This window comes from Gemmobacter aquarius (assembly GCF_003060865.1).
Lineage (GTDB): Bacteria > Pseudomonadota > Alphaproteobacteria > Rhodobacterales > Rhodobacteraceae > Paragemmobacter > Paragemmobacter aquarius.
In genome coordinates, this window is the sequence record NZ_CP028918.1 from 2,099,259 (window position 1) to 2,123,028 (window position 23,770).

Consider the following 23,770-nt stretch of genomic DNA (forward strand, 5'->3'; position numbering starts at 1 on the left):
CCTGTCACGGGCGTTAACCATGTCATTCACCAAGGCCGTGGACCTGCTCCGCCTCGCCGAAATGGCGACCTCGCGCCATTCGGGTGTGGGCCTGATCGACATCGAGGAGGAATTCGGCGTCGACCGCCGCACCGCGCAGCGCATGACGCGCGTGCTGGAAGAGGTCTTCGACACCTGCACCACCCGCACCGATGACGAGCGGCGCAAATACTGGCGGCTCGACGGCAATGCAGCCCGCCTGATGCTGGCCCAAGGCATCCGCGACAGTGAACTGGCCGCCCTCGAGATCGCAATCCGCCGCGCGGAACGCGACGGGGCAACGAACGAGGTCAAATCCCTGAAATCGCTGCGCGACCGCCTGCTTGCCAGCATGGCCCGCCCCCACGCCCGCCGCGCCGAAAGCGATGCCGAAGCGGTGCTGGAAGCCTATGGTTTCGCCTCGCGTCCCGGCCCGCGCGTGCGGACTGCCCATCTCGTCCTCGAAACCGTGGCCGAGGCGCTGAAAGGTCCGAACCTTCTGACCATCACCTACGCGGGCGGCAGCAGGCCCGACGGAGCCGACCGCATCATCGAACCCTACGGCATGCTGCTTGGCACCCGCCGCTATCTCGTGGCCAAGGTCAAAGGCGGCAACGGCCGTTTGCAGCACTTCCGGCTCGACCGGATCACGGCGGCGCGGCTGGAAGCCTCGTCCTTTGCCCGTGACCCCGATTTCAACCTCGAAGCCCATGCCGCCCGCGCCTTCGGCAGCTACCATGCCGAGGAAGAATTCACCGAAACCATATGGCGCTTCGCCGCCCGCGCCGCCGCCGTCGCCCGCGACTTCATCTTCCACCCCCTGCAAGAAGTGACGGAGGAAGCAGACGGCAGCCTGACCGTCCGCTTCCAGGCCTCCGGCCACCTCGAAATGGCATGGCACCTCTACCTCTGGGGTGACGCGGTCGAGGTTCTGGCCCCCGACCGCCTCCGCGACATGGTGGCAGGCTACCAGCGCAGGGATTTCCCCGCGCTGCCCTGACCCGTCAACCCGCCCGCACAGGACCACGCGCACCACCTGCCCCGCATCCGCAGTCGATCTTCGGGCATTTCACGAACCGCCGCGAGGTCCGCACCATGCCCGAATGCGGTGATGGTCATTCCCTATCCCTTTGCAACATAGGCCCGCAGCGCCGCCTCGACCGCGCGCAAAACCGCATCAACGTCGATCGCCTCGGGGGAAATTCCCGGAATCACCCGCAGTTCGACGCCGCCCGCCTGAAGGATCGGCACGGCATCATCAAAGGCCATCAGGACCTTGATCGAGCCCGGCTTCATCCCCATCCGGTGCAGCGCCAGATACCGCTGGCCTTTCAGAACATGCGTCTCGTCATAGCCATCCGCCGCGCGCCCGGTCTTGGCCGCCGGAGGAAGGATCCCCTCGGCAATCAGAAAGCGGATCTGTCGCGCCGGAACGCCAAGACGTGTCGCAAGGTCATTCAAAGTCATCTGGCAAGGCCATGTCGGGCTAAAACGAGACATAAAGTGTGTCACGTTTATTCGTCTGTCAAAAGAACGTGACAAAATTTTTGTCTTGATCGCGCAGCCAGCGCAAGTCCTAACTAAGCTGACGGGGCGACAGATTCTGGCACCCCCCTGATCTATCATTAACCAAGGGCAGATTCGGCCCTGACCCACGGTAATTTCAGGAGGCTCCCTTGCCCCCCTTCCGCTTCATCCATTCCGCCGACCTCCACCTCGGCCGCCGTTTTGGCAGCTATCCCGAAGACCTGCGCGGCCGTCTGGTCGAAGCGCGGCACAACGCGATCCACAGCCTCGCTTCCGCCGCGCAATTCCATCAGGCGAACCACATCCTGATCGCGGGCGACCTCTTCGACAGCGAAACCCCGACCGATCCGGTCTGGCGGCAGGCGCTGGCGGCGATGGGCGCGAACCCCGATCATCACTGGTGGATCATCCCCGGCAACCATGACAGCCTCGCCCCTGAATCGCTCTGGTCGCGCATTCGCGAACAGGCCCCCGCCAACGTGCATCTCCTCGACGATGTCGAACCCGTGGAAATCACCCCGAACGTCTTCCTGCTGCCCGCCCCGCTGCCCCGCCGCTATCCGGGCCGTGACCTGACCGCCCATATGAACGGCACGGAAACCGACCCCCGCGCCTTCCGCATCGGCCTCGCCCATGGCTCGATCCAGAACTTCTCGGAAGAAGGCGCACGCACCGAAGACACCATCCCGCCCGACCGCGCCGCATCCGCCCGCCTTGATTACCTCGCGCTTGGCGACTGGCACGGACATGTCCGCGTCGGCGACCGCACATGGTATCCCGGCACACCCGAACGCGATGCCTTCACCCATGACGGGCGCGGCACCTGCATCTGCGTCACCCTCACCGCGCCGGGCGCTCCGCCACAGGTCGAAACCTTCCCGACGGGCCGCTTTGCGTGGCATGACGAAGTGCTCCCCCTCGTCCCCGGCCAGAATGCCGCCTCCGCCCTCGCGGCCCTCCTGCCGCCCGACCGTGCCGAACGCCGCGACCACCTGATGCGCATCCGCGCCGCAGGCCGCGCCACGCTGGCCGAACATGCCGCCCTGACGGAAGCAGCAGCCGCAGTCGCCCCCGACTTCGCATGGTTCGCACTCGACACCACCGCCCTCGCGACCGAGGTCGAAGCCACCGACCTCGACGACATCGACCGTGCCGGAGCACTCCGGCTTGCCGCCGACCGCCTGAAAGACCGCGCCGAAGATGCGGCCCTCGACGGCGAAACCCGCCGCACGGCCGCAGCCGCCCTCAACCGCCTTTACGGCTACCTGCGCGAGGACCGGACATGAAACTCCTCTCCATCGAACTCTCCGACGTCCGCCGCTTCGTCGCCCCCGTCCGCATCGAAGGTATCGGCCCCGGCCTGAACGTGCTCTGCGCGCCCAACGAATTCGGCAAATCCACCCTTTTCGACGCGCTGCAAGCCCTGTTCTTCCAACCCCACCGCTCGAAATCCAAGGAAATCAACGCCCTGCGCCCGCATGTCGGCGGCTCGCCCTGCGTCACGATCGAGGTCGAACTGAACGGAACCAGCTACACCCTGTCCAAACGCTGGCTCGGCAAGGCGCAGGCAACGGTGCATCGCAGCGGCACGCTCATCCACCAAGCCGACGACGCCGAAGCCTTCATCTCCGCCCTCGTAAAGGCCGAAGGCGATGGCGGCCCCGCAGGCCTATTGTGGGTGCGTCAGGGGCTGACACGGCTCGAAGGCGAAGGCGACACCCCCACCGAAAAGACCGCCGCCAAAGCTGCCCGCCGCAACCTGATGACTTCGGTCACAGGCGAGGTCGAAGCCCTGACCGGCGGCCGCCGCATGGACAAGGCGCTTGCCCGCACGCGTGAGGAACTGGCGAAATACGTCACCGCCACAGGCAGGCCGTTCAAGGGCGGCCCCCTCTCCGATGCCGAAGCCCTCGTCGCCACCCTTAGCGAAGACAAGACGCGCCTCGAAACCACCGCCCGCCAACTGACCGCTGCCCTCCAGCGCCGCCGCGAGGTTGTCAAATCCCTGACCATCCTCTCCGCACCGGATGAGGTCGAAGCCCGCCAGACCCGCCTTACCGAAGCCACCCGTCACCTCGACGAAGCCAAGCGCCACGCAGATGCGCTCGCCACCGCCGCCCTCACCCTGCAAAGCGCGGAACTGGCGCAGGCCAACCTGTCCGACCGCCTGTCGAATCTGAACCGTGCGAAATCCGCCTGCGCGAAAGCCGCAGCCGACCTGCAAGCCGCCGAAGCCACAGCCCGCATCGCGAAAGACGCAAGCGCAGACGCCGAAGCCGCCCTTACCCCCCATGCCGCAGCCCTCGCCGCCGCCCGCAGCGCCAAGATCGCCGCCGATGCCGAACTGGCCGAGGCGAACCGCGCCTTCGCAACCCAAGCCGCCGTCGCTCGCCGCAACGACCTCGCCGAGCGCATCGCCAAGTCCCGCGCCCTGACGGAACGCCGCGCACCCTTGGCGCAAGCCGCCGCACGCGGCCCCGACGCCAAGGCACTGGCCAACCTGCAAAATCTGTCGCAGGCCGCAGCCCTCGAACGCGCCCTGCGCGACCGCAGCGCCGCGCAGATCACCGTCCACCACACCGGCCCCGCCCGCGTAACCAGCAACGGAAACCCCGTTCCCGAAACCCCGCTTCCCCTGCTGGCCGAAACCCGCTTCGACATGCCGGGCCTCGGGCACTTCACCGTCAAACCCGCCGCCGGAAACGACAGCGACGATCTCGCCCGCGCCGAAGCGGCCCTCGCCGCCGCCCTGTCGCACCTCGGCCAGCCCGATCTGGCCACCGCTCAAGCCGCAGCGACCGCACGCTCTGACGCAACCGCCGCCTTGCGCGATCTCGACTCCGCCCTCGCCTCCCTTGCCCCGCAGGGCCTGCCCTCGCTCGAAGCCGAACTGTCCGCCCTGCCCGAAGCCATCCCGCCCCGCGCGAACCTGCCCACCGTGGCCGAAGCGCAGACCGCAGCCGATCACGCAAGCATCGCCCTGCAAGCCGCTGAAACCGAATATGATTCCACCCGCAGCGAAGCCGAACGCCTGCGCACCGCCGAAGTCCGCGCCAGCGTAAACGCAGCCAGCCTCGCCACCGAACGCGCCCGCACCGAAGCCGCCCTCGCCGCCTTCGGCCCCGATGCCGAAGCCACCCTCGCCCCGCAACTGGCCAACGCCACAACAACGCTCACCGCAGCCCGCGCCAACCACGCGGCACTTCTCGCCGCCGCTCCCGACCTGATCGCCGCCAAAGCCGGTTTCGACCGCGCCACCTCCATCGTCGAAAGCGCCCGCAACGATACCACGCGCCTGCAAATGGAACGCGCCCAACTCGATACGGAAATCAAGATCCAGTCCGGAGCGGGCGTCATGGAGGACCTCGCCGACACCACGACCCGCCTTGCCGCAGCCACCGAAACCCTCGCCACCATCAGCTTCGAAGTCGCCGTCCTCAAGGAACTCGCAGCCACGCTAGAGGCCGCCCGCAACGAAGCCCGCGACCGATATTTCGAACCCGTCCTCGCCGAACTGCGGCCCCTCCTGCGGATGCTCTGGCCCGATGCCGAACTGCGCCTCGATGGCGAAAGCCTGCTTCCCACCGCCCTCGTCCGCGACGGGCGCGAAGAACCGCTGTCGATCCTGTCAGGCGGCACGCAGGAACAGATCGCCCTCCTCGTCCGCCTCGCCTTCGCCCGCCTGCTCGCCTCGCGCGGGCAGCCCGCCCCGATCATCTTCGACGACGCGCTGGTCTACACCGACGACGACCGCATCGAAAAGATGTTCAACGCCCTGCACGCGCAAGCATCGGGCCAGCAGATCATCGTACTCAGCTGTCGCCAACGGGCCTTTCGCGATCTCGGCGGAACCACCCTATCCCTGCAAGAATGAAAACGCCCCCCGATCGATGGAACGGACCCGATCCATGCGACCTGTAGTGACCTGCCAAAAGGCAGTCTGCCACACCCAGACCGCCCCGCCCCGTCAGAAAGACCGGTGATCCGCTTTGCCAAAGTCTTACCCCTCGCGCTGACGGCGATCAGCGACGCAGGACTGCAAACTGACAACCAGATCGCTCGGTATCGCGGCTCTGACTTTCTGCCGAATACGCCATGCGGTTGTGCAAGTGACCCGCAGGCCAACGCATTTGACCCTCGCCCCGCACGCGCTTGACATCACACCCCGTGCCGGAGGATGCATTGAAAGAACAATCGCCCGCTGACCGCCATCCGTGGCGTCAGCCAAAGATCGCGTTTGCGTGACACGGAACATATCCAGACGAGAGACGCAGATGCCAGTACCAGTCGCCAAAGCCCGCAACAGGCCGGAAGAACCCGCCAGAACGGCGCCTCCTGCGGCGCGCATCGGCGGCCGGGCCTTTTCGGCACGACCCGTCATGCGCCCGTGTGATGGGCTGCAGCAAAGCGCCAAGCCCGGCCCGGCCTGCCACACCTGCGGCCTGCCTTGGCCGCGCCACATCGCTGCGGGCCTCGTCGGCATCTTGTCCGGCCTGCCCCGCGCCCGATCGCTTTGCAACGCGCGGCCCGGCAGACGTGCGGCCTACCCCATCGCCCGGCCCCGCCCTTCCCTTGGCTCGGGACCGACATGAACGACCACCCGACCCTGGCCGAAGCTGCCCGCGTCTGGGCCCGAATCGCAGCCCTGTCCTTCGGCGGCCCTGCCGGACAAATCGCCGTGATGCACCGCATCCTCGTCGAGGAAAAACGCTGGCTTGGCGACGGCCGCTTTCTCCACGCGCTCAACTTCTGCATGCTTTTACCCGGCCCCGAGGCGCAGCAACTCGCCACCTATATCGGCTGGCTGATGCACGGCGTGCGCGGTGCTCTGGTCGCGGGCGGGCTATTTATCCTGCCCGGCGTGGTGGCGATCATGGGCCTGTCATGGATCTATGCCGCCTACGGCGAGGTAGGCCTCGTCGCGGGGCTGTTCTTCGGGCTGAAGGCTGCGGTGCTTGCCATCGTGCTGCAAGCCGTGATCCGCGTTGGCAAGCGGGCGCTGCGCAACACCGCCATGCGGGCGATCGCCGCCGCCTCTTTCGTAGCGATCTTCGCCCTGCAAGCCCCCTTTCCGCTGATCGTGGCACTCGCCGCAGTCATCGGTTGGACCGGCGCGCGCGCAGGCCTCGCAGCCTTCCGAGCCGGCGGCGGGCATGGCGCGATGGGCCAGTCGCATGTCGCGGACGCCGAAACCCTGCTTGGCGACGGGGGCGACCTGTCGCAGAACGCCCGCCGCGGCGCGCTCATGGCGGGGCTGGCGGCAGTCGCGCTCTGGCTCGTTCCTGTCGCGCTGATCGTGGCCATCGCGCCCCAAAGCGTCTTTGCCGACATCGCCACCTATTTCTCGGGCCTCGCGATGCTCAGCTTCGGCGGCGCCTATGCTGTCCTCGCTTGGGTCGCGCAGGCAGCGGTCGGCACCTACGGCTGGCTCGCCCCCGGCGAGATGCTCGACGGCCTCGGCATGGCCGAAACCACGCCCGGCCCGCTGATCATGGTGTTGCAATTCGTAGGCTTCATGGCGGCCCTGCGCGAAGCGGGCTGGGCCTCGCCCTTCCTTGCCGCCACCTTGGGCGGGCTTTTGACGACATGGGTCACCTTTGCCCCCTGTTTCGCGTGGATCTTCCTCGGCGCACCCTTCATGGAAAACCTGCGCCGCAACGCACAGCTTGCCGCAGCCCTGTCGGCGGTCACGGCTTCCGTAGTGGGCGTTATCCTGAACCTTGCGGTCTGGTTCGCGGTCCATGTCATCTGGACCGAGGTGACGCGCAGCACCCTCGGCCCGCTCGCGCTGGACTTGCCGGTGCTTGCCTCGGTCAACTGGGCCGCGGCTTTCCTTTGCGCCCTCGCCCTGCTTGCCGTGTTCCGCTTAAAGGCCGGCATGGCCGTGGTGCTGGCAGGATCGGCCTGCCTCGGCGTCGCATTGCACCTGGCCGGTTTGGCCTAGGCAGATCGCATAAACACCCGAGTGACGGATACGGGGCGCACGAATTCAGAACGCACGAATTCGGGGCGAAAACTCACGCCTCCCGCCCGTCGCAACGCCCGTCGCAGCGCCCGTCGCAACGCCCGTCGCAACGCCCGTCGCCCGCCGCTGATTTTTCGCAGAAAAATCGTTGCGGCAGGATTTTTCGCAGAAAAATCCCCGTCTTCCGACATCCCCTGTCGGTTGCAGGTTTGACCCCGACCCCGCCGCAGCCCACCTTTGCGCGAACCAGACGGAGCCTGCCCATGACCAACACTTCGCAATCCCTGTTCGACCGCGGCATGAAAGTGCTGGTCGAAGGCGTATCCTCGGCCTCGCGTGGTCCGGCCACCTTTGGCGGCGCACCGCGCTACATGTCCCACGGTCAGGGATCGCGGCTCTATGACGTGGACGGGCGCGAATACATCGACTGGATGATGGCCTTCGGCGCGCTCCCGCTCGGCCATGCCCACCCCGCAATCGTCGAGACGATCACCCGCGAAGCCGCCCGCGGGACCCATTTCGCCACCGCGTTGGAGGTCGAGGTCGAGGTTGCCGAACTGCTCGTGGGCCTCCTCCCCCACGTCGACAAGGTCCGCTTCGCCAACACCGGAACCGAAGCCGCCATGGCCGCCTTCCGCCTGTGTCGCGGCCACACCGGACGGCGCAAGATCATAAAATTCGAAGGGCATTACCACGGCTGGTGGGACGCGGTCCTTGTGAACACCAACCCCTATCCGCCCACCCTGCTCGGCCACCCCAACGACCCGATCCGCATCCCCGACTCGTCGGGCATCCCCGAAGAGGCGTGGAAAGACACCATCGTCGTGCGCTGGAACGATTTCGAGGCGCTCGAACGCGCCATGAAACTGCACGGGGCCGATGCCGCCTGCGTGGTGACCGAAGGGGTGATGTCCAACATGGGCGTCATCCCCCCCAAACCGGGCTACCTGATGCGGATGCAAGAGCTTTGCCACCAATACGGCGCACTCTTCTACCTCGATGAAACCGTCACCGGCTTCCGCCTCGCCGCCGGCGGCTGCGCTGAACTTTACGGGCTGACCCCCGACATCACCACCTATGGCAAGGCCATCGGCGGCGGCCTGCCCATGGCCTTCATCGGTGGGCGGGCCGATGTCATGGCGGGCCTCGAATGGGGCAAGGTGCTGCATTTCGGCACCCATAACGCAGGCCGCCTCGCGCTGCATGTCACCAAGACCATGCTTGAAACCATGCTCGCCGACGATCAGGCAGGCTTCAGGCGCATAAAGCATCTGGGCCTGACCATGGCCGACGAATTGCGCCGCGTGGCCAAGGGCAGCAACCGGCACAACATGGTGGTGCAGGGCGTCAATTCGATGTTCCAGATCTTCTTCACCGACCAGCCCGAGATCACCGATTTCCGCGACTTCTGCACCCATGTCGACCGCGTGAAATTCCGCAACTTCGTGCAGCGCCTGTTCGACAAGGGCATCTACATGAACCCTTCCGCCACGCTCCACTCCCTCTCGGCCATCGTCCATACCGAAGCCGACATAGCCGCCACCGCCCGCGCCGTCGCCGAGGTGCTGGACGAGATGCCGTGACGGCCGACAGCGTAGGATGCGCGTTCCTCGCGCATCCCCCGAAGAAAGGGACACCCCCATGACAACCATCGGCATCCTCGGCACCGGCCACCTTGCCGAATTCCTGATCCGCGGCGCGGCGGGCAAGGGCTACCGCTTCCTCATTGCCCCGTCGCGCCGCGCCGGAACCCTCGCGCAGCGCGCCGATGTCACCCTCGCCGCCTCCAACCAGCAGGTTGTAGACCAGGCCGACGTCATCCTCGCCTGCCTTCCCGCACGCGAAGGTCTCTCGATCCTGCAAAGCCTCGGCTTCCGGCAGGGCCAGTCGGTCCTTTCGGCCATGGCAGGCACCCGCCACGCGCCGCTCGCCGCAGCCATAGCCCCTGCTGCGGCCTTCTGCACCATGATGCCCGGCCACGCCAACGCCTATGGCGCAGGCCCCTGCCTGCTCTACCCGCCCGACCGCACGTGGGAACAGTTCTTGCAGACCCTCGGCCCCGTCCACCCCTTCATAGACGAACATGCCTTCGTCACCGCCACCGCCTTCGGCGCACTCTCGGGTGCCAGCTTTTTCCTGATCGACACGATGGTGCAGTGGTTCGCGGCCAACGGCCTGCCCGAAGCGCAAGCCCGCCGCCTCGTCGCAGAAACCTTCATCGGCAACGCTACGGTCGTCCTGACCGAAACCGCAACGCTGGCCGAAATCACCCCCGGCATCGCCACACCCGGTGGCATTACCCAAGCCCTGGTGAAATCCCTGACCGCCGATGACGCCCTGACCGCATGGCACCGCGCCCTCGACATCGTGCTGGCCCGTGTGCGCGGCGAAACCTGACGCGCGGCCCTTCCTTTCGCGCGCCTCGCCCCTATCTGACAGGGTAGACGCAACCAGACCCGCAAAGGATCCCCGCCATGTTCAAAGGCCTCACCACCGCGCTGCTCCTCGTCACTGCCATGCTCACCGCCGTGCCCTTCGGCATGATGGTCCTTATCGAGTGACCGCCCCGCGCTGAAGCGCCAAAAGCACGGCCAGCGCCGCTTCGGCCTGCGTTTCGGGGATGAAGACATGGTCGTGGCGCAAGGCCGCGACCATATTGCACGAAATACCTGCCCTTGCCAAAGCCCCCGCGACCGCAGCCGTCATCCCCACCCCGTCCAGCGCCGAATGCACCTGAAGCGTGATACAACGCATCACCATCGCATTTGGCGCAAGTCCGGCCGGAACGATCAGCGAAAGCCCCTCCGCCTCACGGAAAAACCCGATGGCCTGCGCCAGCAGTTCCTCGGGCCCATCGACAAAGGCAAAGCGCCCTTCGGTCAATTGCGGCGACATGCCCGCCACCATGTCGCGACCGTCCCGCACGAGTTTGTCCATGGTTCACGCCCCCAGCCAGCATTTGCATCCTGTGACAAATTACGACACAACGTCCATATCGTCGCATCCCTGCGTCCCGCCCGACTGACGAGCCAAAGGCACCCTATGACTTCCGGCGCTACGCCCAAACCCCGAACCCGCATCCAGGCCCGCAACTCGGAAACCATCCTCGAAGCGGCACTCGAAGTGTTTTCGACCTATGGCTTCCGCGGCGCAACCCTCGACCAGATCGCCGAGGTGGCGGGCCTGTCGAAACCCAACCTGCTTTACTACTTCCCCTCGAAAGAGGCTATGCATCAGGCGCTTCTCACCCGCCTGTTGTCGACCTGGCTCGACCCGCTGCGCGATGTAAAGGCATCGGGCGATCCGGTGACCGAAATCCTGGGCTATGTCCGGCGCAAGGTGGAACTCAGCCGCGACTATCCGCGCGAAAGCCGGCTTTTCGCCAATGAAATCCTGCAAGGCGCCCCCCGCATGCGCGAGGCGATCGAGGGCGAGTTGAAAACCCTCGTCGACGAGAAATCGGCGCTGCTGCAGTCATGGATGGATCAGGGAAGCATTGCCCGGATGCCGCCCGCGCACCTGATCTTCTCGATCTGGGCACTGACCCAGCACTACGCCGATTTCGACGCTCAGGTCCGCGCAATGCTCGGCCCCGACCACGACCCTTTTACCGAAGCGGGCGATTACCTCGACACCTTGTTTCGCAAACTCCTCGCCCCCTGACGGCTCGGCGGGCCTGCATGCTTCATCCGGTCCCGGATGCGATCGGGCATCAAGCAGACAGATCAGGCCGCCCGCGCCCCGTCCACCAGACCCGCCATCACTTCGGACGCGATCTCGAACGACCGCAACCGTGCGGCATGGTCATGGATCATACCCGTCACCATCACCTCGTCGGGCCGGTATTCGGCCACAAGCGCCGCCATCTGCCGCCGCACGGTCGCAGCACTGCCCACCGCCGAACAGGATAGCGCATGCCCGACCTCGGCCATAGCCTGCGGCGTCACCTCCGACAGATCGGCCGTCGGAGCAGGCAACTTACCCGGACGCCCCGTCCGCAACCGCGCAAAGGCAAGGATCTGCGACGACCGCAGCAATTCAGCCTCGGCGTCCGTGGCGGCAGCACAGACCCCCGCCCCCATCATCGCATAGGGCCGGTCAAGCCAGACCGAAGGCCGGAATGTGGCGCGATAGGTCGCCAGCGCCTCGCCCAGCAAAGCAGGCGCGAAGTGCGACGCAAAGGCGTAGGGCAGACCCAGATGGGCCGCAAGCTGCGCGCCGTACAGCGACGAGCCGAGAATCCAGACCGGCACCTGCGTTCCCGTCCCCGGAAAGGCCCGAACCCTCTGGCCCTCGTCCGCTGCGCCGAAATAGCCCAGTAATTCGACCACATCCTGCGGAAAATCGTCCCCTGCCTCCATATGCCGCCGCAAGGCACGCGCGGTCGCCATATCGGTGCCCGGCGCACGGCCAAGACCAAGGTCGATGCGGCCCGGAAACAGCGTGGCCAGCGTGCCGAACTGTTCGGCAATGACCAAGGGCGCATGGTTCGGCAGCATGATGCCACCCGCGCCGACGCGGATGCTCCTTGTCGCCGCCGCGACATGGCCGATCACCACCGCTGTCGCCGCACTCGCGATGCCGGGCATGTTGTGATGCTCGGCCAGCCAATAGCGGTGATAGCCCAAGCGCTCGGCATGGCGGGCAAGATCGGCGGTATTGGCCAAGGCCTCGGCGGCGCTTTGACCTTCTGCCACGGGGCAAAGATCGAGGATGGAATATTTTTGCATGACCCGAAGATAGGCGCCCCGCGCCGCGGGCGCAAGCGCAGCCGCCTTTACCGCGCCTTAACCAATCGGCGCCAGACTGGTTGCATGACCCAGACCCTGCACACCCCGCTGAAACCGCGCTGGACCGAACAGGTCTTCGGCGCAAAGATCGTCGCCAAAGGCGGCGTCATTCGCCGCGCAATTCGCGACGTGGACCGCGAGATCGGACGCATGGCCTTCGAACTCGAAGTGCGACGACGGGGCTACCACCTTATCGAAAGCGACACGCAATACATCGTGATCTGCAACACCGGCCATATCCGGTTGATCTGCTGACCCCGCTCGAAGCGGGCGAAAAGTTTTCCTCAAAAACTTTTCGCCCGGCCCCACACCGCAAAATCTTCGTCGAAGATTTTGCTGGGCCCCGAGATTTTTCGTCGAAAAATCTCGGCCCGCCTCACTCCGCCGCGACAGCACCCGGATTGTTCGGATGGGTCGTCCAATTGGCATAATCGCCCACCTTGCGCCCTGTACGCGGATCGACCGCACCTTTCGGCATCTCGACCATGGTGATGCAGTCATCCACCGGACAGACGTTGACACACAGGTTGCAGGCGACGCATTCGTCATCCTTGACCGTAAACACACGCTCGGGGCTCATGGCGATGGCCTGATGGCTGGTATCCTCGCAAGCGGCATAGCAGCGCCCGCAGGAAATGCAGGCATCCTGATCGATCACCGCCTTGGTCACGTAGTTCAGGTTCAGATCCTGCCATTCCACGAAATTGGGCACAGCGCGTCCGACCAGCTGGTCCAGCGTCATCGCCTTTTCGTCCAGATACTGCGACAGGCCCGAGATCATCTCCTGCACGATCTTGAACCCATAGGTCATGGCCGCCGTGCAGACCTGCACGTTGCCCGCCCCCATGGCAAGGAACTCGGCCGCGTCGCGCCATGTGGTCACGCCACCGATGCCCGAAATCGGCATCCCCCGCGTCTCGGCATGGCGTGCGATCTCGCCCACCATGTTCAGCGCGATGGGCTTGACCGCAGGCCCGCAATAGCCGCCATGCGATCCCTGCCCGTCGATCATCGGGAAGGGCGAGAAATGGTCCAGATCGACATTCGTCACCGATTTGATCGTATTGATCAGCGACACCGCATCCGCCCCGCCGCGTTTGGCCGCCTGCGCCGGAGGCAGGATCGAGGTGACGTTGGGCGTCAGCTTCACGATGCAGGGCATCTTCGAATAATGCTTCACCCAGGCCGTGACCATCTCGATATACTCCGGCACCTGCCCCACGGCCGATCCCATGCCCCGCTCGGCCATGCCATGCGGGCAGCCGAAGTTCAGCTCGACGCCGTCCGCCCCGGTGTCCTCGATCCGGTGCAGGATGTCCTTCCAGCTTTCCTCGTCGCAGGGGACCATCAGGCTGATGATCATCGCGCGGTCGGGATAATCGCGCTTCACGCGGCGGATCTCGTCAAGGTTCACCTGCAACGGGCGGTCGGTGATCAACTCGATGTTGTTCAGCCCCAGCAGGCGGCGGTCCGCCCCCCAGATCGCGCCATAGCGCGGCCCCGACACGTTCACGATCGGCGGCCCTTCGGACCCCAGCGTCTTCCACACCACCCCGCCCCAGCCCGCATCGAAGGCGCGGCGGACGTTATATTCCTTGTCGGTCGGCGGTGCAGAGGCCAGCCAGAACGGGTTGGGAGATTTAATCCCGATGAAAGTAGAGGTCAGGTCAGCCATCATAGCCTCCATGTTGAAAGTGCCGGTGCAGCGCATCCTGCCCGGTCGTTTTGTCCTGAAAGAAAGAGCCGGTCAGAAGCCGAACAGCTTCCACAGCCAGCCGATGATATCGCCGCCGATCTCGCCCGATTTGGGCACCAGATAGGCCCAAAGCAGGCAGCCGGGCAGGTTCACCAGCTGGAACCGCCAGAATCCCACGCCGGTCATTCCCGCGAACAGGAACACCACCGACCGGAGCGGCCCGAAGAAATGCCCGATGAACACTGCAGGCAGCCCCCAGCGGCGAAAGGCGTTGGTCGCCCGCTCCACCAGCTGCGGTTCGCGGTTCATCGGCCAGCTTGCGAGGATGCGCGCGCCGTAGCGCTCTCCCAGCCACCAGCTGACGGTCGATCCGATGACCGCGCCCAGCGCCGCCCCGGCCCAGATCGGAAACATCGACAGCGCGCCGGTCGATACCGTGGCGCCGACCGCGACAAGGATCGCGGTCGATGGCACCAGCAGCGACAAAAAGGCCAGCGTCTCGGCGGATGCAAAGACCAAAGCCACCCAGAATGACCATTCCTGATGCCGTTCGAGAAACTGCACGATTGCGTCGATCGACATCATACCCCGCCAAGCTTGTTCCGCACCCATACGGGCCCCTAGATGGGGGCGAAACGCGCCGCTGTGAAGTGCCGCTCCGCATCGTCAGCCCTTTGCCGCCAATGCCGCGTGAATGTCCTCGGCGGCATCGCGCCCCTCGGCCACCGCCGTCACGGTCAGGTCTTCGCCGCCCGTCGCGCAATCGCCCCCCGCCCAGACGCCCGCCACGCTGGTGCGCCCCGCCCCGGTGGTGGCGATCTTGCCGCCTTGCAGCATCAACCCCTCGGGCGCACCCGTCAGCGTCTGGCCAATGGCCTTGAACAGCTGGTCCGCCTTCAACCGGAACGTCTCGGGCTTGATCTTCAGCCCCTCGGCGGTTTCCTCGGTATAGGCGAATTCGACCTCGGCCACCGAACCATTGCCATGCACCGCCACGGGGGCTGCACTATGGATGATCCGCACCCCCACCGCCGTCGCATGCTGCTGCTCGTAGACCGAGGCGCTCATCTTGCCCTGCCCGCGCCGGTAGACGATGGTCACGTTCTCGGCCCCGAGCAGCTTCGACTGTACGGCCGCATCCACCGCCGTCATGCCCCCGCCGATCACCACCACATCGCGCCCCACAGGCACCGCCGCCTTGTCGCCCGCCTGCCGCAGCCCCGCGATGAACTCGACCGCGTCCACAACATTGCCCCGCTCCTCGCCCGGAGCGCGCAGCGCGTTGACGCCCGCCAACCCGAACCCGAGGAAGACCGCATCGAAATCGCGCTGCAAATCGGCAAGCTGCATGTCGCGGCCCAAAATCTGGCCGTGATGCAGGGTAATCCCGCCGATCATCAGCAGCCACTCCACCTCGGCTTGCGCGAAATCAGCGACCGCCTTGTAGGTGGCGATGCCGTATTCGTTCAGCCCGCCCGCCTTGGCCCGCGCATCGAACACGGCTACGTCATGCCCCTTCATCGCCAGCCGGTGCGCGCAGGCCAGACCCGCAGGCCCCGCCCCCACCACCGCGACCCGCTTGCCGGTCGCGGCGGCACGGGTAAAGGGATGCACCCCCTTGGCCATCAACCCATCGGTTGCATAGCGTTGCAACCGCCCGATCTCGACCGGTTTTCCTTCTGCCACCTCGCGCACGCAAACTTCCTCGCACAGCGTCTCGGTCGGGCAGACGCGGGCGCACATACCCCCCATGATGTTCTGCGACAGGATCGTCCGCGCCGCCGCATCCGGCGTGCCCGTGGCGATCTGGCGGATGAACAGCGGAATGTCGATGCTGGTCGGACATGCCGTCATGCAGGGCGCATCGTGGCAGAAATAGCAGCGATCCGCCGCCACCCGCGCCTCGTGCATGTCAAAGGGGGGCGCGTGGTCGCCGAAGTTATCGGCCAGCGCGGCATGGGGCAGACGGTTCGGCACGACACCGGGGGTCAGCGGGCTGTTGGACAAGGCAAGGCTCCCTGTTATGTTCTTGTTAGGAAAAAAGCTGGCACAGGCCGGTTTTTTTATCAAACGGTAAAATAACCTGATCGCAGAATTTTCGCACCCCGGACCTCCGAACACGGTTTGGATGCCGAAAAAACGGGCAAAGATCGGCGCTTTTCACCAATGGCGGGGTGGCGTATAAGCGCGCGAACCCCGGCATGGCCCTGCGCCTTCCGGCAACGACCGACACCAGACCCAAATGGCGAAAACGCCAACAGAGGACGGCATGAGCAAACATACCCCCGACGCGGACGTGGCCTTCATCTCGGCACTGGCCGAGCTTCTGAACAAGAACGACCTGACCGAGCTTTCCGTCAAACGCGAATATGGCGAAGACGACAGCCTCGAAGTCCGCGTGGTCAAACAGGCCAATATCGTCACGACCTCGGTGGCAGCCCCGGCTCCTGCCCAGTATTACGCGCCTGCGCCAGCCGCAGCAGCCCCTGCCGCCGCCGCTGCCGCCATCGAAGATCCGGCCCAGCATCCCGGCGCCGTGACCTCGCCCATGGTCGGCACCGTCTACATGGCCGCCGAACCGGGCGCGACACCCTTCATCACCATCGGTGCCACCGTGACCGAAGGCCAGACCGTCCTCATCATCGAAGCGATGAAGACGATGAACCACATACCCGCCCCCAAATCAGGCACCGTCAAGCGCATCCTCGTCGATGACGGCGCACCCGTCGAATACGGCGCCCCCCTCCTGATCATCGAATAAGGGGCGCGCCTGATGTTCGAAAAGATCCTGATCGCCAACCGCGGCGAAATCGCCCTGCGCGTCATCCGCGCCTGTCGGGAAATGGGGATCAAATCGGTCGCCGTGCATTCCACCGCCGACGCCGACGCGATGCATGTCCGCATGGCCGATGAATCGGTCTGCATCGGCCCCGCCTCCTCGACCCACTCCTACCTGAACAAAGCCGCGATCATCTCGGCCTGCGAGATCACGGGCGCCCAGGCCGTCCACCCCGGTTACGGCTTCCTGTCGGAAAACGCCGCCTTCGCGCAGGCGCTCGAAGACCACGGCATCACCTTCATCGGCCCTTCGGCGGAACACATCCGCATCATGGGCGACAAGATCACCGCCAAGGAAACCGCAGCGGCCCTCGGCATCCCCGTGGTGCCCGGATCCCCAAGCGGCGTGCCCGACTTTGAAACCGCCATCGGCACCGCAGCCGACATCGGCTTTCCCGTCATCATCAAGGCCACTGCAGGCGGCGGCGGTCGCGGCATGAAGGTCGCGAAAAACGCCGAAGAACTGGAAGTCGCCTTCCGCACCGCGCGGTCCGAAGCCAAGAACGCCTTCGGCAACGACGAAGTCTATATCGAGAAATACCTGCAAAAGCCCCGCCATATCGAGATCCAGGTCTTCGGCGACGGCAAGGGCAAGGCCGTGCATCTGGGCGAACGCGACTGTTCGTTGCAGCGCCGCCACCAAAAGGTGTTCGAAGAAGCCCCCGGCCCCGCGATCACCCCCAAGATGCGCGCCGAAATCGGCACGATCTGCGCCGAGGCCGTGGCCAAGATCAACTATATCGGCGCGGGCACCGTCGAATTCCTCTATGAAGACGGCAAGTTCTACTTCATCGAGATGAACACCCGCCTTCAGGTCGAACACCCCGTGACCGAAGCGATCTTCGGCGTCGACCTCGTGCGCGAACAGATCCGCGTCGCCGCAGGCCTGCCGATGTCGTTCGAGCAGTCAGACCTCGAAATCAACGGCCACGCGATCGAAGTCCGCATCAACGCCGAAAAGCTGCCGAACTTCGCCCCCTGCCCCGGCAAGGTGCGGGTGTTCCACGCCCCCGGCGGGCTGGGCGTTCGCATGGATTCGGCACTATATGGCGGCTATTCGATCCCGCCCTATTACGACAGCCTGATCGGCAAGCTGATCGTCCACGGCCGTGACCGCCCCGAGGCGCTGGCCCGCCTGAAACGGGCCTTGGGCGAGCTTATCGTCGACGGCATCGACACCACGGTGCCGCTGTTCCACGCGCTTCTGGCCGAACCCGATGTTCAGACCGGCGAATACAACATCCACTGGCTGGAAAAATGGCTCGAACGGCAGTTCGGCGCCTGAACGCATAAAGGGGGCGACCAACCCGCCCCCATTTTCTGTCTGCAAATATCCCTGGGGGACTCGGGCATAGCCCGAGGGGGCTGGCCCCCCAAATTTTTCGCAGAAAAATTTCCCTGCCCCCGGCACGATTTTTCTGCGAAAAATCCCGCGAACCTTCAAACGACGCGCCCGTCACATGCCCGACCAGACCATCACGCCCGAACTGCTTTTGCGCGGCTACGCGGCGGGTATATTTCCGATGGCCCAAGGCCGCGACGATCCCGAAATCCACTGGATCGACCCGCGCCGCCGCGGCATCCTGCCGCTCGACGGCTTCCACATCTCGCGCTCCCTGCGCCGCACCATCCTGACCTGCGGCTGGACCGTCACCATCGACACCGCCTTTGCCGAAACCCTGCAAGGCTGTGCCGACCGGCCCGAGACATGGATCAACGCGCCGATCTTCGCGCTCTACACCGACCTTCACACCGCAGGCTTCGCCCATTCGCTCGAGGTGTGGGAGGGCCAAACCCTCGTCGGCGGCGTCTATGGCGTCACCCTCGGGGCGGCCTTCTTCGGAGAATCGATGTTCTCGCGCCGCACCGATGCCAGCAAACTGGCACTCGCCTACGCCGTCCACCGCCTGCGGGCGGGCGGCTTCAGCCTGTTTGACACCCAGTTCCTGACCCCGCATCTCGCAAGCCTCGGCGGTGTGGAAATCACGCGCTTCGACTACCGCCGCCGCTTGTCCACGGCGCTCGAGCGGTCCGCCCGCTTCGCACCCGAAGGCTACTGCCCGTCACCCTCGGACGTGGCAGGGCCGTCGACCGGAGCAGGAAGTGCCGGTGTCACGCAGCGCAGCACCCAGACGTCATAGCGCGGATGATCCAGCGCCGACAGCGCGGGGGATGATGCCACCATCCAGCCATCGAACACCGGCTTTTCGACGCCCCGGTCGGTGATCGTCAGATGCGCCTCGGCATCCGACGCAGGATTGTCCGCCGGATAACGGCAGGCATCCAGCCGGATCGTCAGTCGTCCGCTCTGGGCCTCTTGCCCGAGCACCAGTTCGATATCCGCCGTCTCGCCCGTCAGTTTGTCGAGCCAGCGCAACACGCCCGCATCGGCATCGGCATAGGTCTGCGCCATCGCCGGAAGCGGCAGCGCCAACAGCAGCGCGGCCAGCAGTCTCATGGCGCAACCCCCGCGCCGTCCGCTGCCGTTCCGCCCGCTGCGTCAGGTGCCGCACCGTCCGACCCGCCACCTGCGAATTTCATCATCAGAGAGATCACCGAAACCGCGCCTTGGGTGTCTTCGATCTCGGCCCCCGCCGCGTAATTCTCGGGCGATCCACCGGGAACCAGTTCGACGAAATTCCCGCCCAGCAGCCCTTCGGAAGACACCAGCGCCGCTGAATCGTCAGGCAGTTGCACATCGCTTTGCACCGACAGCACCGCATCGGCGAAAAAGGTCTGCGGGTTCAGCGCAAGCGCCGTGACGGTGCCGACCTTGACCCCAGCAAGCCTTACATCGGTGCCGACCGTCACGCCCTCTACCGACCGGAAAGACGCCCGCAAATCATAGCTTGCAGCCGTCCCGCCCGACATGCCGGTAACCTGCCCCGCATAGACCAGAAACGCGACTGCAGCGGCAAGAACCGCACCGCCCGCCGCAATTTCCGCCTTGGAACCCGCCATGCTCAACGCCTCACTCCGGCCGCCACGCCTCGTAATCCTTGCGCGCCACCGGTTCGGTCCGGCGGATCGATCCGGGCGGCGCATAGGCCGCCATCGTGCCGGTCAGGTTTTCCTGATGCGGCTTTTCCCATGCCTTGTGCACGAGCGGAGCCTTGGTCGGTGGTTGGTCCCAGGTGTGGTGCAGCCAGCCGTGCCAGTCAGGCGACACGCGGCTCGCCTCGACCTCACCGTTAAAGATCACCCAGCGGCGCTTGGCGTCGCGGGTCTCGTAGTAGATGTTGCCCTGTGCATCCTCGCCGACCTTCACACCCTTGCGGGCAGTGAAAAGCTGTGTGCCCAAAGTCTGGCCATTCCACCACGTCACAAGCCGCTTGAGGAAATCCATAACGCCCTCCGAAAACCGTTGTCCCCATATGGCCGAAAGGCAGGGCAAGGTCCAGAGTGAAGGCAGCACCGTGCCACGTCAGCCACCCTTTGCCGCAGCCCTCGCCGTCCGTTCCACCGCGATCCGCCCCAGCGCAGGCAACATGTCGCCCGCAGTACGGCAGACCAGCGCGCCCTCGGCGGCAAGGCTGTCGCCCACATCCTGCGGCAAGCTGGTGTTCGACCCCTCGGGGATCTGGTTCAACCGTCCGCCCACCAGAACCGGCACATCGCAACCCGCCGCCACCAAACCCGCCCGAACCGCGCGGAAATAGGACAAGGCGACGCCGTTATAGGTCGACAGCGCCACCGCGTCAGGCCGCAGTTCGACAACCATCGCCACCAAGGCCGCCGGCTCGACCGAAACGCCCCCGTCCAGCGCCCCGGCCCCTGCCTGCCGCAACACCTCGTCCACCAGCATCTTGCCATGTTCGTGAACATCCGTCGTGGCCACAAGCACCCGCAAACCGCGCACCGCCTCGGGCACGATCACCCCCGCCAGCGCCGCCTGCGCCATAGCGGCAATCTCCGACAGGATCGTCGCCGCCACAACAGGCACGCGCCCGCCCGCCGCCCGCCCGTCAGGTACTCCCGCCCCGTAGGCAGCCTCGAGCCCGCGCCCCCCGATCCGACGCAAGCCAAGAAGCATCTCGAATGGATCGCCCGTATCGAAGCCCCCTTCCGCCAGCCCCGCCCGAAGCGATGCGCGAAACCGCCCCGCCCCTTCGAGCAGCCGCAGCGCCACCGCCTCGACCGCCGCTTCATCCACCATCCCCGCCCAGCCCGCCGATTGCCTGATCAACCGACCCGCGAAAAGCTGCGCCTCGATCACCTCGGCAATGTCGGGGATACGCTCGTTCTCGGTCACCGGCACCGCGTTGATCGCGTGGCCAGTCGGATGCAACCGTTGCGCCAAAGCATCGACCATCAGATAGGACCCCAGGCTCGCCCAATTCTCTGCCACCGTCCCGCGATAGCTGGTCGTGTTGCCGTAAACCATCGTCCCCGGCGCCGCCCCTGCCATGGCCATCGCCCGCTGCATCGCCATCCGCACCAGGGGATCGCTGAAATGGTGCCCGTAGGCATGGCCGAGGCTCACGCCGCACAGCGCCGCAATATCCCGCTCGACCAGAATCATCCCCAAGGCATTGGCCACATCGGTAAATTGCGCGGCAAAGCCATCATCGATGTTGGAATGCACCAGAACAGGCCGCTCCTGAGCCGAGATCAGCCCGAGGGCGACCAACGTCGCCCGCGTCGCCTCGACATCGTCATCGAACCCCGGAACGCGAAAGGTGAAATACTGCCCGAGGTTCCCGATCGCCCCGGCCCCCGCCGCCAAAGCCGCCTGCGTATTCTCGACCGCCGCAGGAAATCCCAGCACGAAATCGCCGAAATGTGCAGCCACCGGTGCTGCATTGGCCAAGCGCACGAAATCTTCGGGCCGCGACAGGATCATTCCGGTCCCGCGCTGCGCCCTGTCGCGCTGCCCCCGAGGCACCGCCATCGACCAGTCGAGGCAAAGCCCGTAGCGGTCAAGCCGGTAGCCCGCCCGGTCGCACGCCTCCCATATCTCGCGGTATCCCCGTACGGACAGATCCGCGTCCCGCCAGCCGATCTGCGCGTGCTGCATCACCCGCCTATCGACCATGGCAGCCTGCTTGACGGCAATCTCGGAAGCCACCCCGTAATGCAGCAGAAACGCAGACGCCCCGCCCTGCCAGTCCCGCGCCAAAACCCGCCCCTCGGCCAGACAGTCCGCGCCTGATGGCAACCCCTCGCCCAAGATCGCCGCCCGTGTGAACATCCCACCCCTCCGCTGCCCAGCCCGACCCCGATTTTTCTGCGAAAAATCCCACTCATCCTGACGCCTCGTCACGGCGCTTCAACCGCACCAGCGACAGACGCCTCCTTCAAAGGAAGATTTTCGACCCGAAACGCGCAAACCCGTTGAACGTCGTACCAGATCCCCCGGAGAGGGCCGTCTGCCCTCCCCGGACCCCTCCCGAGGATATTTTCGCAAGCGTGAAAGCGGCAAGGTCGCCCCGTTCACGCTGGCGCAAATATCCTCGGGGGACGAGGCGAAGCCGAGGGGGGCGGAAAGCCCCCTCTTGGCCGCGCAAACCACGGGTCGGGCGTGATTTTTCGCAGAAAAATCGTGCGCACGAACGCAAAGGGGCGGACCCTTCGGCCCGCCCCCTCGTTCCTCACCGCAACATGGCGGTCAGCCCGCTGTTGCCGGCTCTTTCTTCTTCGCCTCGGTATAGACGAGCATCGGTTTCGCATCGGCGGCATTCACCGCTTCCTCGTTCACAACGACCTCTTCCACCCCGTCCAGACCTGGCAGTTCGAACATGGTATCCAGCAGGATATCCTCCATGATCGACCGCAGCCCGCGCGCACCGGTCTTGCGCTTGATCGCCCGCTTGGCGATGGCGGTCAGAGCGTCGGGAGCAAAGGTCAGCTTGACTCCCTCGATATCGAACAGCCGCTGGTATTGCTTTACCAAGGCATTCTTCGGCTCGGTCAAGATCGTCACCAGCGCGGCCTCGTCCAGATCGGTCAAGGTGGCGATTACCGGCAGACGGCCGACGAATTCGGGGATAAGCCCGAACTTCAGCAGGTCTTCCGGCTCGAGCTCCTTGAACAGCTCGCCCACGCCGCGCGAATCCGGGTCTTTCACATCGGCACCGAACCCGATGCCCGACCCTTTGTTGCGCTGCGCGATGATCTTTTCCAGACCCGCAAAAGCACCACCGCAGATGAACAGGATGTTGGTCGTATCCACCTGAAGGAATTCCTGCTGCGGATGCTTGCGGCCCCCCTGCGGCGGCACGCTCGCCACGGTGCCTTCCATGATCTTCAACAGCGCCTGCTGCACGCCCTCGCCCGACACGTCCCGCGTGATCGACGGGTTGTCCGACTTGCGGGTGATTTTGTCGACCTCGTCGATATAGACGATGCCGCGCTGCGCCCGTTCCACGTTGTATTCGCTTGCCTGCAACAGCTTGAGGATGATGTTTTCCACATCCTCGCCCACGTAACCGGCTTCGGTCAGCGTGGTCGCATCTGCCATGGTGAAGGGCACGTCCAGAATTCGTGCCAGCGTCTGCGCCAGCAGCGTCTTGCCGCAGCCCGTTGGGCCGATCAGCAGGATGTTCGACTTCGACAGTTCGATGTCGGTCTTTGACGAATGGTTCAGCCGCTTGTAATGGTTGTGCACCGCGACCGACAGCACCCGTTTGGCATGGATCTGGCCGATCACATAATCGTCCAGCACCTTGCAGATGTCGCGCGGCGTCGGCACGCCATCCGACGATTTCAGCCCCGTCGACTTCGTCTCTTCGCGGATGATATCCATGCAAAGCTCGACGCATTCGTCGCAGATGAACACGGTCGGCCCCGCGATCAGCTTCCTGACCTCATGCTGGCTCTTGCCGCAGAACGAGCAGTAGAGTGTGTTCTTGCTGTCGCTGCCAGAGTTGTTCGCCATCGTTTTCCTCTGCGTCCGCGACCCTTTGGGGCCGCTTTCCCGATCCACTTGCAGGAAAG

Annotated in this window: 22 protein-coding genes; 11 read left to right on the forward strand and 11 right to left on the reverse strand. The window is 65.3% G+C overall.

Annotated elements, in window-relative coordinates; all coding sequences use genetic code 11:
- Nucleotides 1-19 precede the first annotated feature (19 nt).
- Nucleotides 20-1,018 carry a helix-turn-helix transcriptional regulator gene (locus HYN69_RS10085; protein WP_108435628.1) on the forward strand — a complete coding sequence of 333 codons (999 nt, stop codon included), beginning with the start codon at nt 20-22 and terminating at the stop codon, nt 1,016-1,018.
- A 122-nt stretch (nt 1,019-1,140) separates the two neighbouring features.
- On the opposite strand, the gene HYN69_RS10090 is transcribed toward HYN69_RS10085, so the two are convergent.
- Complete coding sequence (locus HYN69_RS10090; RefSeq protein WP_159082421.1) at nt 1,141-1,485, reverse strand: MerR family transcriptional regulator; 345 nt, start codon at nt 1,483-1,485, stop codon at nt 1,141-1,143.
- Nucleotides 1,486-1,694: 209 nt separating this feature from the next.
- On the opposite strand from HYN69_RS10090, the gene HYN69_RS10095 reads away from it, so the two are divergent.
- The 5 genes from HYN69_RS10095 to HYN69_RS10115 all read left to right on the forward strand — a co-directional run bounded on the left by HYN69_RS10095 (nt 1,695) and on the right by HYN69_RS10115 (nt 9,907).
- Nucleotides 1,695-2,831 (forward strand): metallophosphoesterase family protein, encoded by a 1,137-nt coding sequence (locus tag HYN69_RS10095; RefSeq protein WP_108435630.1) that lies wholly within the window; start codon nt 1,695-1,697, stop codon nt 2,829-2,831.
- Entirely contained in the window at nt 2,828-5,419 is a 2,592-nt protein-coding gene (locus HYN69_RS10100; protein ID WP_108435631.1) for an AAA family ATPase, read from the forward strand. Before HYN69_RS10095 ends, HYN69_RS10100 begins: the two co-directional genes overlap by 4 nt.
- A 714-nt stretch (nt 5,420-6,133) precedes the next feature.
- Nucleotides 6,134-7,489, forward strand: a complete 1,356-nt coding sequence (gene chrA / locus HYN69_RS10105) for a chromate efflux transporter (RefSeq protein ID WP_108435632.1) — start codon at nt 6,134-6,136, stop codon at nt 7,487-7,489.
- A 284-nt stretch (nt 7,490-7,773) separates the two neighbouring features.
- Nucleotides 7,774-9,093, forward strand: a complete 1,320-nt coding sequence (locus tag HYN69_RS10110) for an aspartate aminotransferase family protein (protein WP_108435633.1) — start codon at nt 7,774-7,776, stop codon at nt 9,091-9,093.
- 58 nt (nt 9,094-9,151) lie between these two features.
- Nucleotides 9,152-9,907 carry a pyrroline-5-carboxylate reductase dimerization domain-containing protein gene (locus tag HYN69_RS10115; protein WP_159082422.1) on the forward strand — a complete coding sequence of 252 codons (756 nt, stop codon included), beginning with the start codon at nt 9,152-9,154 and terminating at the stop codon, nt 9,905-9,907.
- 153 nt (nt 9,908-10,060) lie between these two features.
- On the opposite strand, the gene HYN69_RS10120 is transcribed toward HYN69_RS10115, so the two are convergent.
- On the reverse strand, nt 10,061-10,447 hold the full coding sequence (locus HYN69_RS10120) for an ACT domain-containing protein (protein WP_108435635.1): 387 nt from the start codon (nt 10,445-10,447) through the stop codon (nt 10,061-10,063).
- A gap of 105 nt (nt 10,448-10,552) precedes the next feature.
- Here HYN69_RS10120 and HYN69_RS10125 point away from each other — a divergent pair, with 105 nt between their 5' ends.
- Nucleotides 10,553-11,173: a TetR family transcriptional regulator C-terminal domain-containing protein gene (locus HYN69_RS10125; RefSeq protein ID WP_108435636.1), complete on the forward strand. Its 621-nt coding sequence runs from the start codon at nt 10,553-10,555 to the stop codon at nt 11,171-11,173.
- Nucleotides 11,174-11,235: 62 nt separating this feature from the next.
- Here HYN69_RS10125 and HYN69_RS10130 read toward each other — a convergent pair whose 3' ends face one another.
- Complete coding sequence (locus HYN69_RS10130) at nt 11,236-12,240, reverse strand: LLM class flavin-dependent oxidoreductase (RefSeq protein WP_108435637.1); 1,005 nt, start codon at nt 12,238-12,240, stop codon at nt 11,236-11,238.
- A gap of 84 nt (nt 12,241-12,324) precedes the next feature.
- On the opposite strand from HYN69_RS10130, the gene HYN69_RS10135 reads away from it, so the two are divergent.
- Nucleotides 12,325-12,555, forward strand: a complete 231-nt coding sequence (locus HYN69_RS10135; RefSeq protein WP_108435638.1) for an N-(5'-phosphoribosyl)anthranilate isomerase — start codon at nt 12,325-12,327, stop codon at nt 12,553-12,555.
- 121 nt (nt 12,556-12,676) lie between these two features.
- Here the strand turns inward: HYN69_RS10135 and preA are convergent, their stop codons facing one another.
- The 3 genes from preA to HYN69_RS10150 all read right to left on the reverse strand — a co-directional run bounded on the left by preA (nt 12,677) and on the right by HYN69_RS10150 (nt 16,003).
- A complete protein-coding gene (preA, locus tag HYN69_RS10140; RefSeq protein ID WP_108437145.1) occupies nt 12,677-13,975 on the reverse strand; it encodes an NAD-dependent dihydropyrimidine dehydrogenase subunit PreA in 1,299 nt (432 codons plus the stop codon).
- A 72-nt stretch (nt 13,976-14,047) separates the two neighbouring features.
- Nucleotides 14,048-14,581, reverse strand: a complete 534-nt coding sequence (locus tag HYN69_RS10145) for a DedA family protein (protein ID WP_230426372.1) — start codon at nt 14,579-14,581, stop codon at nt 14,048-14,050.
- A gap of 81 nt (nt 14,582-14,662) precedes the next feature.
- A complete protein-coding gene (locus tag HYN69_RS10150) occupies nt 14,663-16,003 on the reverse strand; it encodes an NAD(P)-dependent oxidoreductase (protein WP_108435640.1) in 1,341 nt (446 codons plus the stop codon).
- A gap of 262 nt (nt 16,004-16,265) precedes the next feature.
- Here HYN69_RS10150 and accB point away from each other — a divergent pair, with 262 nt between their 5' ends.
- The 3 genes from accB to aat all read left to right on the forward strand — a co-directional run bounded on the left by accB (nt 16,266) and on the right by aat (nt 18,975).
- Nucleotides 16,266-16,757: an acetyl-CoA carboxylase biotin carboxyl carrier protein gene (gene accB / locus HYN69_RS10155; RefSeq protein ID WP_108435641.1), complete on the forward strand. Its 492-nt coding sequence runs from the start codon at nt 16,266-16,268 to the stop codon at nt 16,755-16,757.
- Nucleotides 16,758-16,769: 12 nt separating this feature from the next.
- The gene (gene accC, locus HYN69_RS10160) at nt 16,770-18,119 is read left to right on the forward strand and encodes an acetyl-CoA carboxylase biotin carboxylase subunit (RefSeq protein WP_108435642.1); all 1,350 of its coding nucleotides are present in this window, start codon (nt 16,770-16,772) and stop codon (nt 18,117-18,119) included.
- A gap of 175 nt (nt 18,120-18,294) precedes the next feature.
- Entirely contained in the window at nt 18,295-18,975 is a 681-nt protein-coding gene (aat, locus tag HYN69_RS10165; protein WP_108435643.1) for a leucyl/phenylalanyl-tRNA--protein transferase, read from the forward strand.
- Here the strand turns inward: aat and HYN69_RS10170 are convergent.
- From HYN69_RS10170 to clpX, 5 genes are all read right to left on the reverse strand, one after another.
- Nucleotides 18,888-19,292, reverse strand: a complete 405-nt coding sequence (locus HYN69_RS10170) for a DUF2155 domain-containing protein (protein ID WP_108435644.1) — start codon at nt 19,290-19,292, stop codon at nt 18,888-18,890. The genes aat and HYN69_RS10170 overlap by 88 nt on opposite strands.
- On the reverse strand, nt 19,289-19,795 hold the full coding sequence (gene mlaD, locus HYN69_RS10175) for an outer membrane lipid asymmetry maintenance protein MlaD (protein WP_108437146.1): 507 nt from the start codon (nt 19,793-19,795) through the stop codon (nt 19,289-19,291). Before mlaD ends, HYN69_RS10170 begins: the two co-directional genes overlap by 4 nt.
- Nucleotides 19,796-19,805: 10 nt before the next feature.
- Entirely contained in the window at nt 19,806-20,180 is a 375-nt protein-coding gene (locus HYN69_RS10180; RefSeq protein WP_108435645.1) for an NADH:ubiquinone oxidoreductase subunit NDUFA12, read from the reverse strand.
- 78 nt (nt 20,181-20,258) lie between these two features.
- Nucleotides 20,259-22,025: a cobalamin B12-binding domain-containing protein gene (locus HYN69_RS10185; RefSeq protein WP_108435646.1), complete on the reverse strand. Its 1,767-nt coding sequence runs from the start codon at nt 22,023-22,025 to the stop codon at nt 20,259-20,261.
- Nucleotides 22,026-22,442: 417 nt separating this feature from the next.
- Nucleotides 22,443-23,711, reverse strand: coding sequence for an ATP-dependent Clp protease ATP-binding subunit ClpX (gene clpX / locus HYN69_RS10190; RefSeq protein ID WP_108435647.1), 1,269 nt, complete (start codon nt 23,709-23,711; stop codon nt 22,443-22,445).
- Nucleotides 23,712-23,770 lie beyond the last annotated feature (59 nt).

Excerpts from the sequence above, each read along its gene's own strand:
- HYN69_RS10170 (WP_108435644.1), bottom strand. The coding sequence starts at position 19,292 with ATGAGACTGCTGGCCGCGCTGCTGTTGGCGCTGCCGCTTCCGGCGATG.
- HYN69_RS10185 (WP_108435646.1), bottom strand. The coding sequence starts at position 22,025 with ATGTTCACACGGGCGGCGATCTTGGGCGAGGGGTTGCCATCAGGCGCG.
- HYN69_RS10180 (WP_108435645.1), bottom strand. The coding sequence starts at position 20,180 with ATGGATTTCCTCAAGCGGCTTGTGACGTGGTGGAATGGCCAGACTTTG.
- accC (WP_108435642.1), top strand. The coding sequence starts at position 16,770 with ATGTTCGAAAAGATCCTGATCGCCAACCGCGGCGAAATCGCCCTGCGC.
- chrA (WP_108435632.1), top strand. The coding sequence starts at position 6,134 with ATGAACGACCACCCGACCCTGGCCGAAGCTGCCCGCGTCTGGGCCCGA.
- accB (WP_108435641.1), top strand. The coding sequence starts at position 16,266 with ATGAGCAAACATACCCCCGACGCGGACGTGGCCTTCATCTCGGCACTG.
- HYN69_RS10100 (WP_108435631.1), top strand. The coding sequence starts at position 2,828 with ATGAAACTCCTCTCCATCGAACTCTCCGACGTCCGCCGCTTCGTCGCC.
- HYN69_RS10110 (WP_108435633.1), top strand. The coding sequence starts at position 7,774 with ATGACCAACACTTCGCAATCCCTGTTCGACCGCGGCATGAAAGTGCTG.
- HYN69_RS10125 (WP_108435636.1), top strand. The coding sequence starts at position 10,553 with ATGACTTCCGGCGCTACGCCCAAACCCCGAACCCGCATCCAGGCCCGC.
- HYN69_RS10115 (WP_159082422.1), top strand. The coding sequence starts at position 9,152 with ATGACAACCATCGGCATCCTCGGCACCGGCCACCTTGCCGAATTCCTG.
- clpX (WP_108435647.1), bottom strand. The coding sequence starts at position 23,711 with ATGGCGAACAACTCTGGCAGCGACAGCAAGAACACACTCTACTGCTCG.
- preA (WP_108437145.1), bottom strand. The coding sequence starts at position 13,975 with ATGGCTGACCTGACCTCTACTTTCATCGGGATTAAATCTCCCAACCCG.
- HYN69_RS10130 (WP_108435637.1), bottom strand. The coding sequence starts at position 12,240 with ATGCAAAAATATTCCATCCTCGATCTTTGCCCCGTGGCAGAAGGTCAA.
- HYN69_RS10135 (WP_108435638.1), top strand. The coding sequence starts at position 12,325 with ATGACCCAGACCCTGCACACCCCGCTGAAACCGCGCTGGACCGAACAG.
- HYN69_RS10085 (WP_108435628.1), top strand. The coding sequence starts at position 20 with ATGTCATTCACCAAGGCCGTGGACCTGCTCCGCCTCGCCGAAATGGCG.
- aat (WP_108435643.1), top strand. The coding sequence starts at position 18,295 with ATGCCCGACCAGACCATCACGCCCGAACTGCTTTTGCGCGGCTACGCG.
- HYN69_RS10090 (WP_159082421.1), bottom strand. The coding sequence starts at position 1,485 with ATGACTTTGAATGACCTTGCGACACGTCTTGGCGTTCCGGCGCGACAG.
- HYN69_RS10145 (WP_230426372.1), bottom strand. The coding sequence starts at position 14,581 with ATGATGTCGATCGACGCAATCGTGCAGTTTCTCGAACGGCATCAGGAA.
- HYN69_RS10120 (WP_108435635.1), bottom strand. The coding sequence starts at position 10,447 with ATGGACAAACTCGTGCGGGACGGTCGCGACATGGTGGCGGGCATGTCG.
- mlaD (WP_108437146.1), bottom strand. The coding sequence starts at position 19,795 with ATGGCGGGTTCCAAGGCGGAAATTGCGGCGGGCGGTGCGGTTCTTGCC.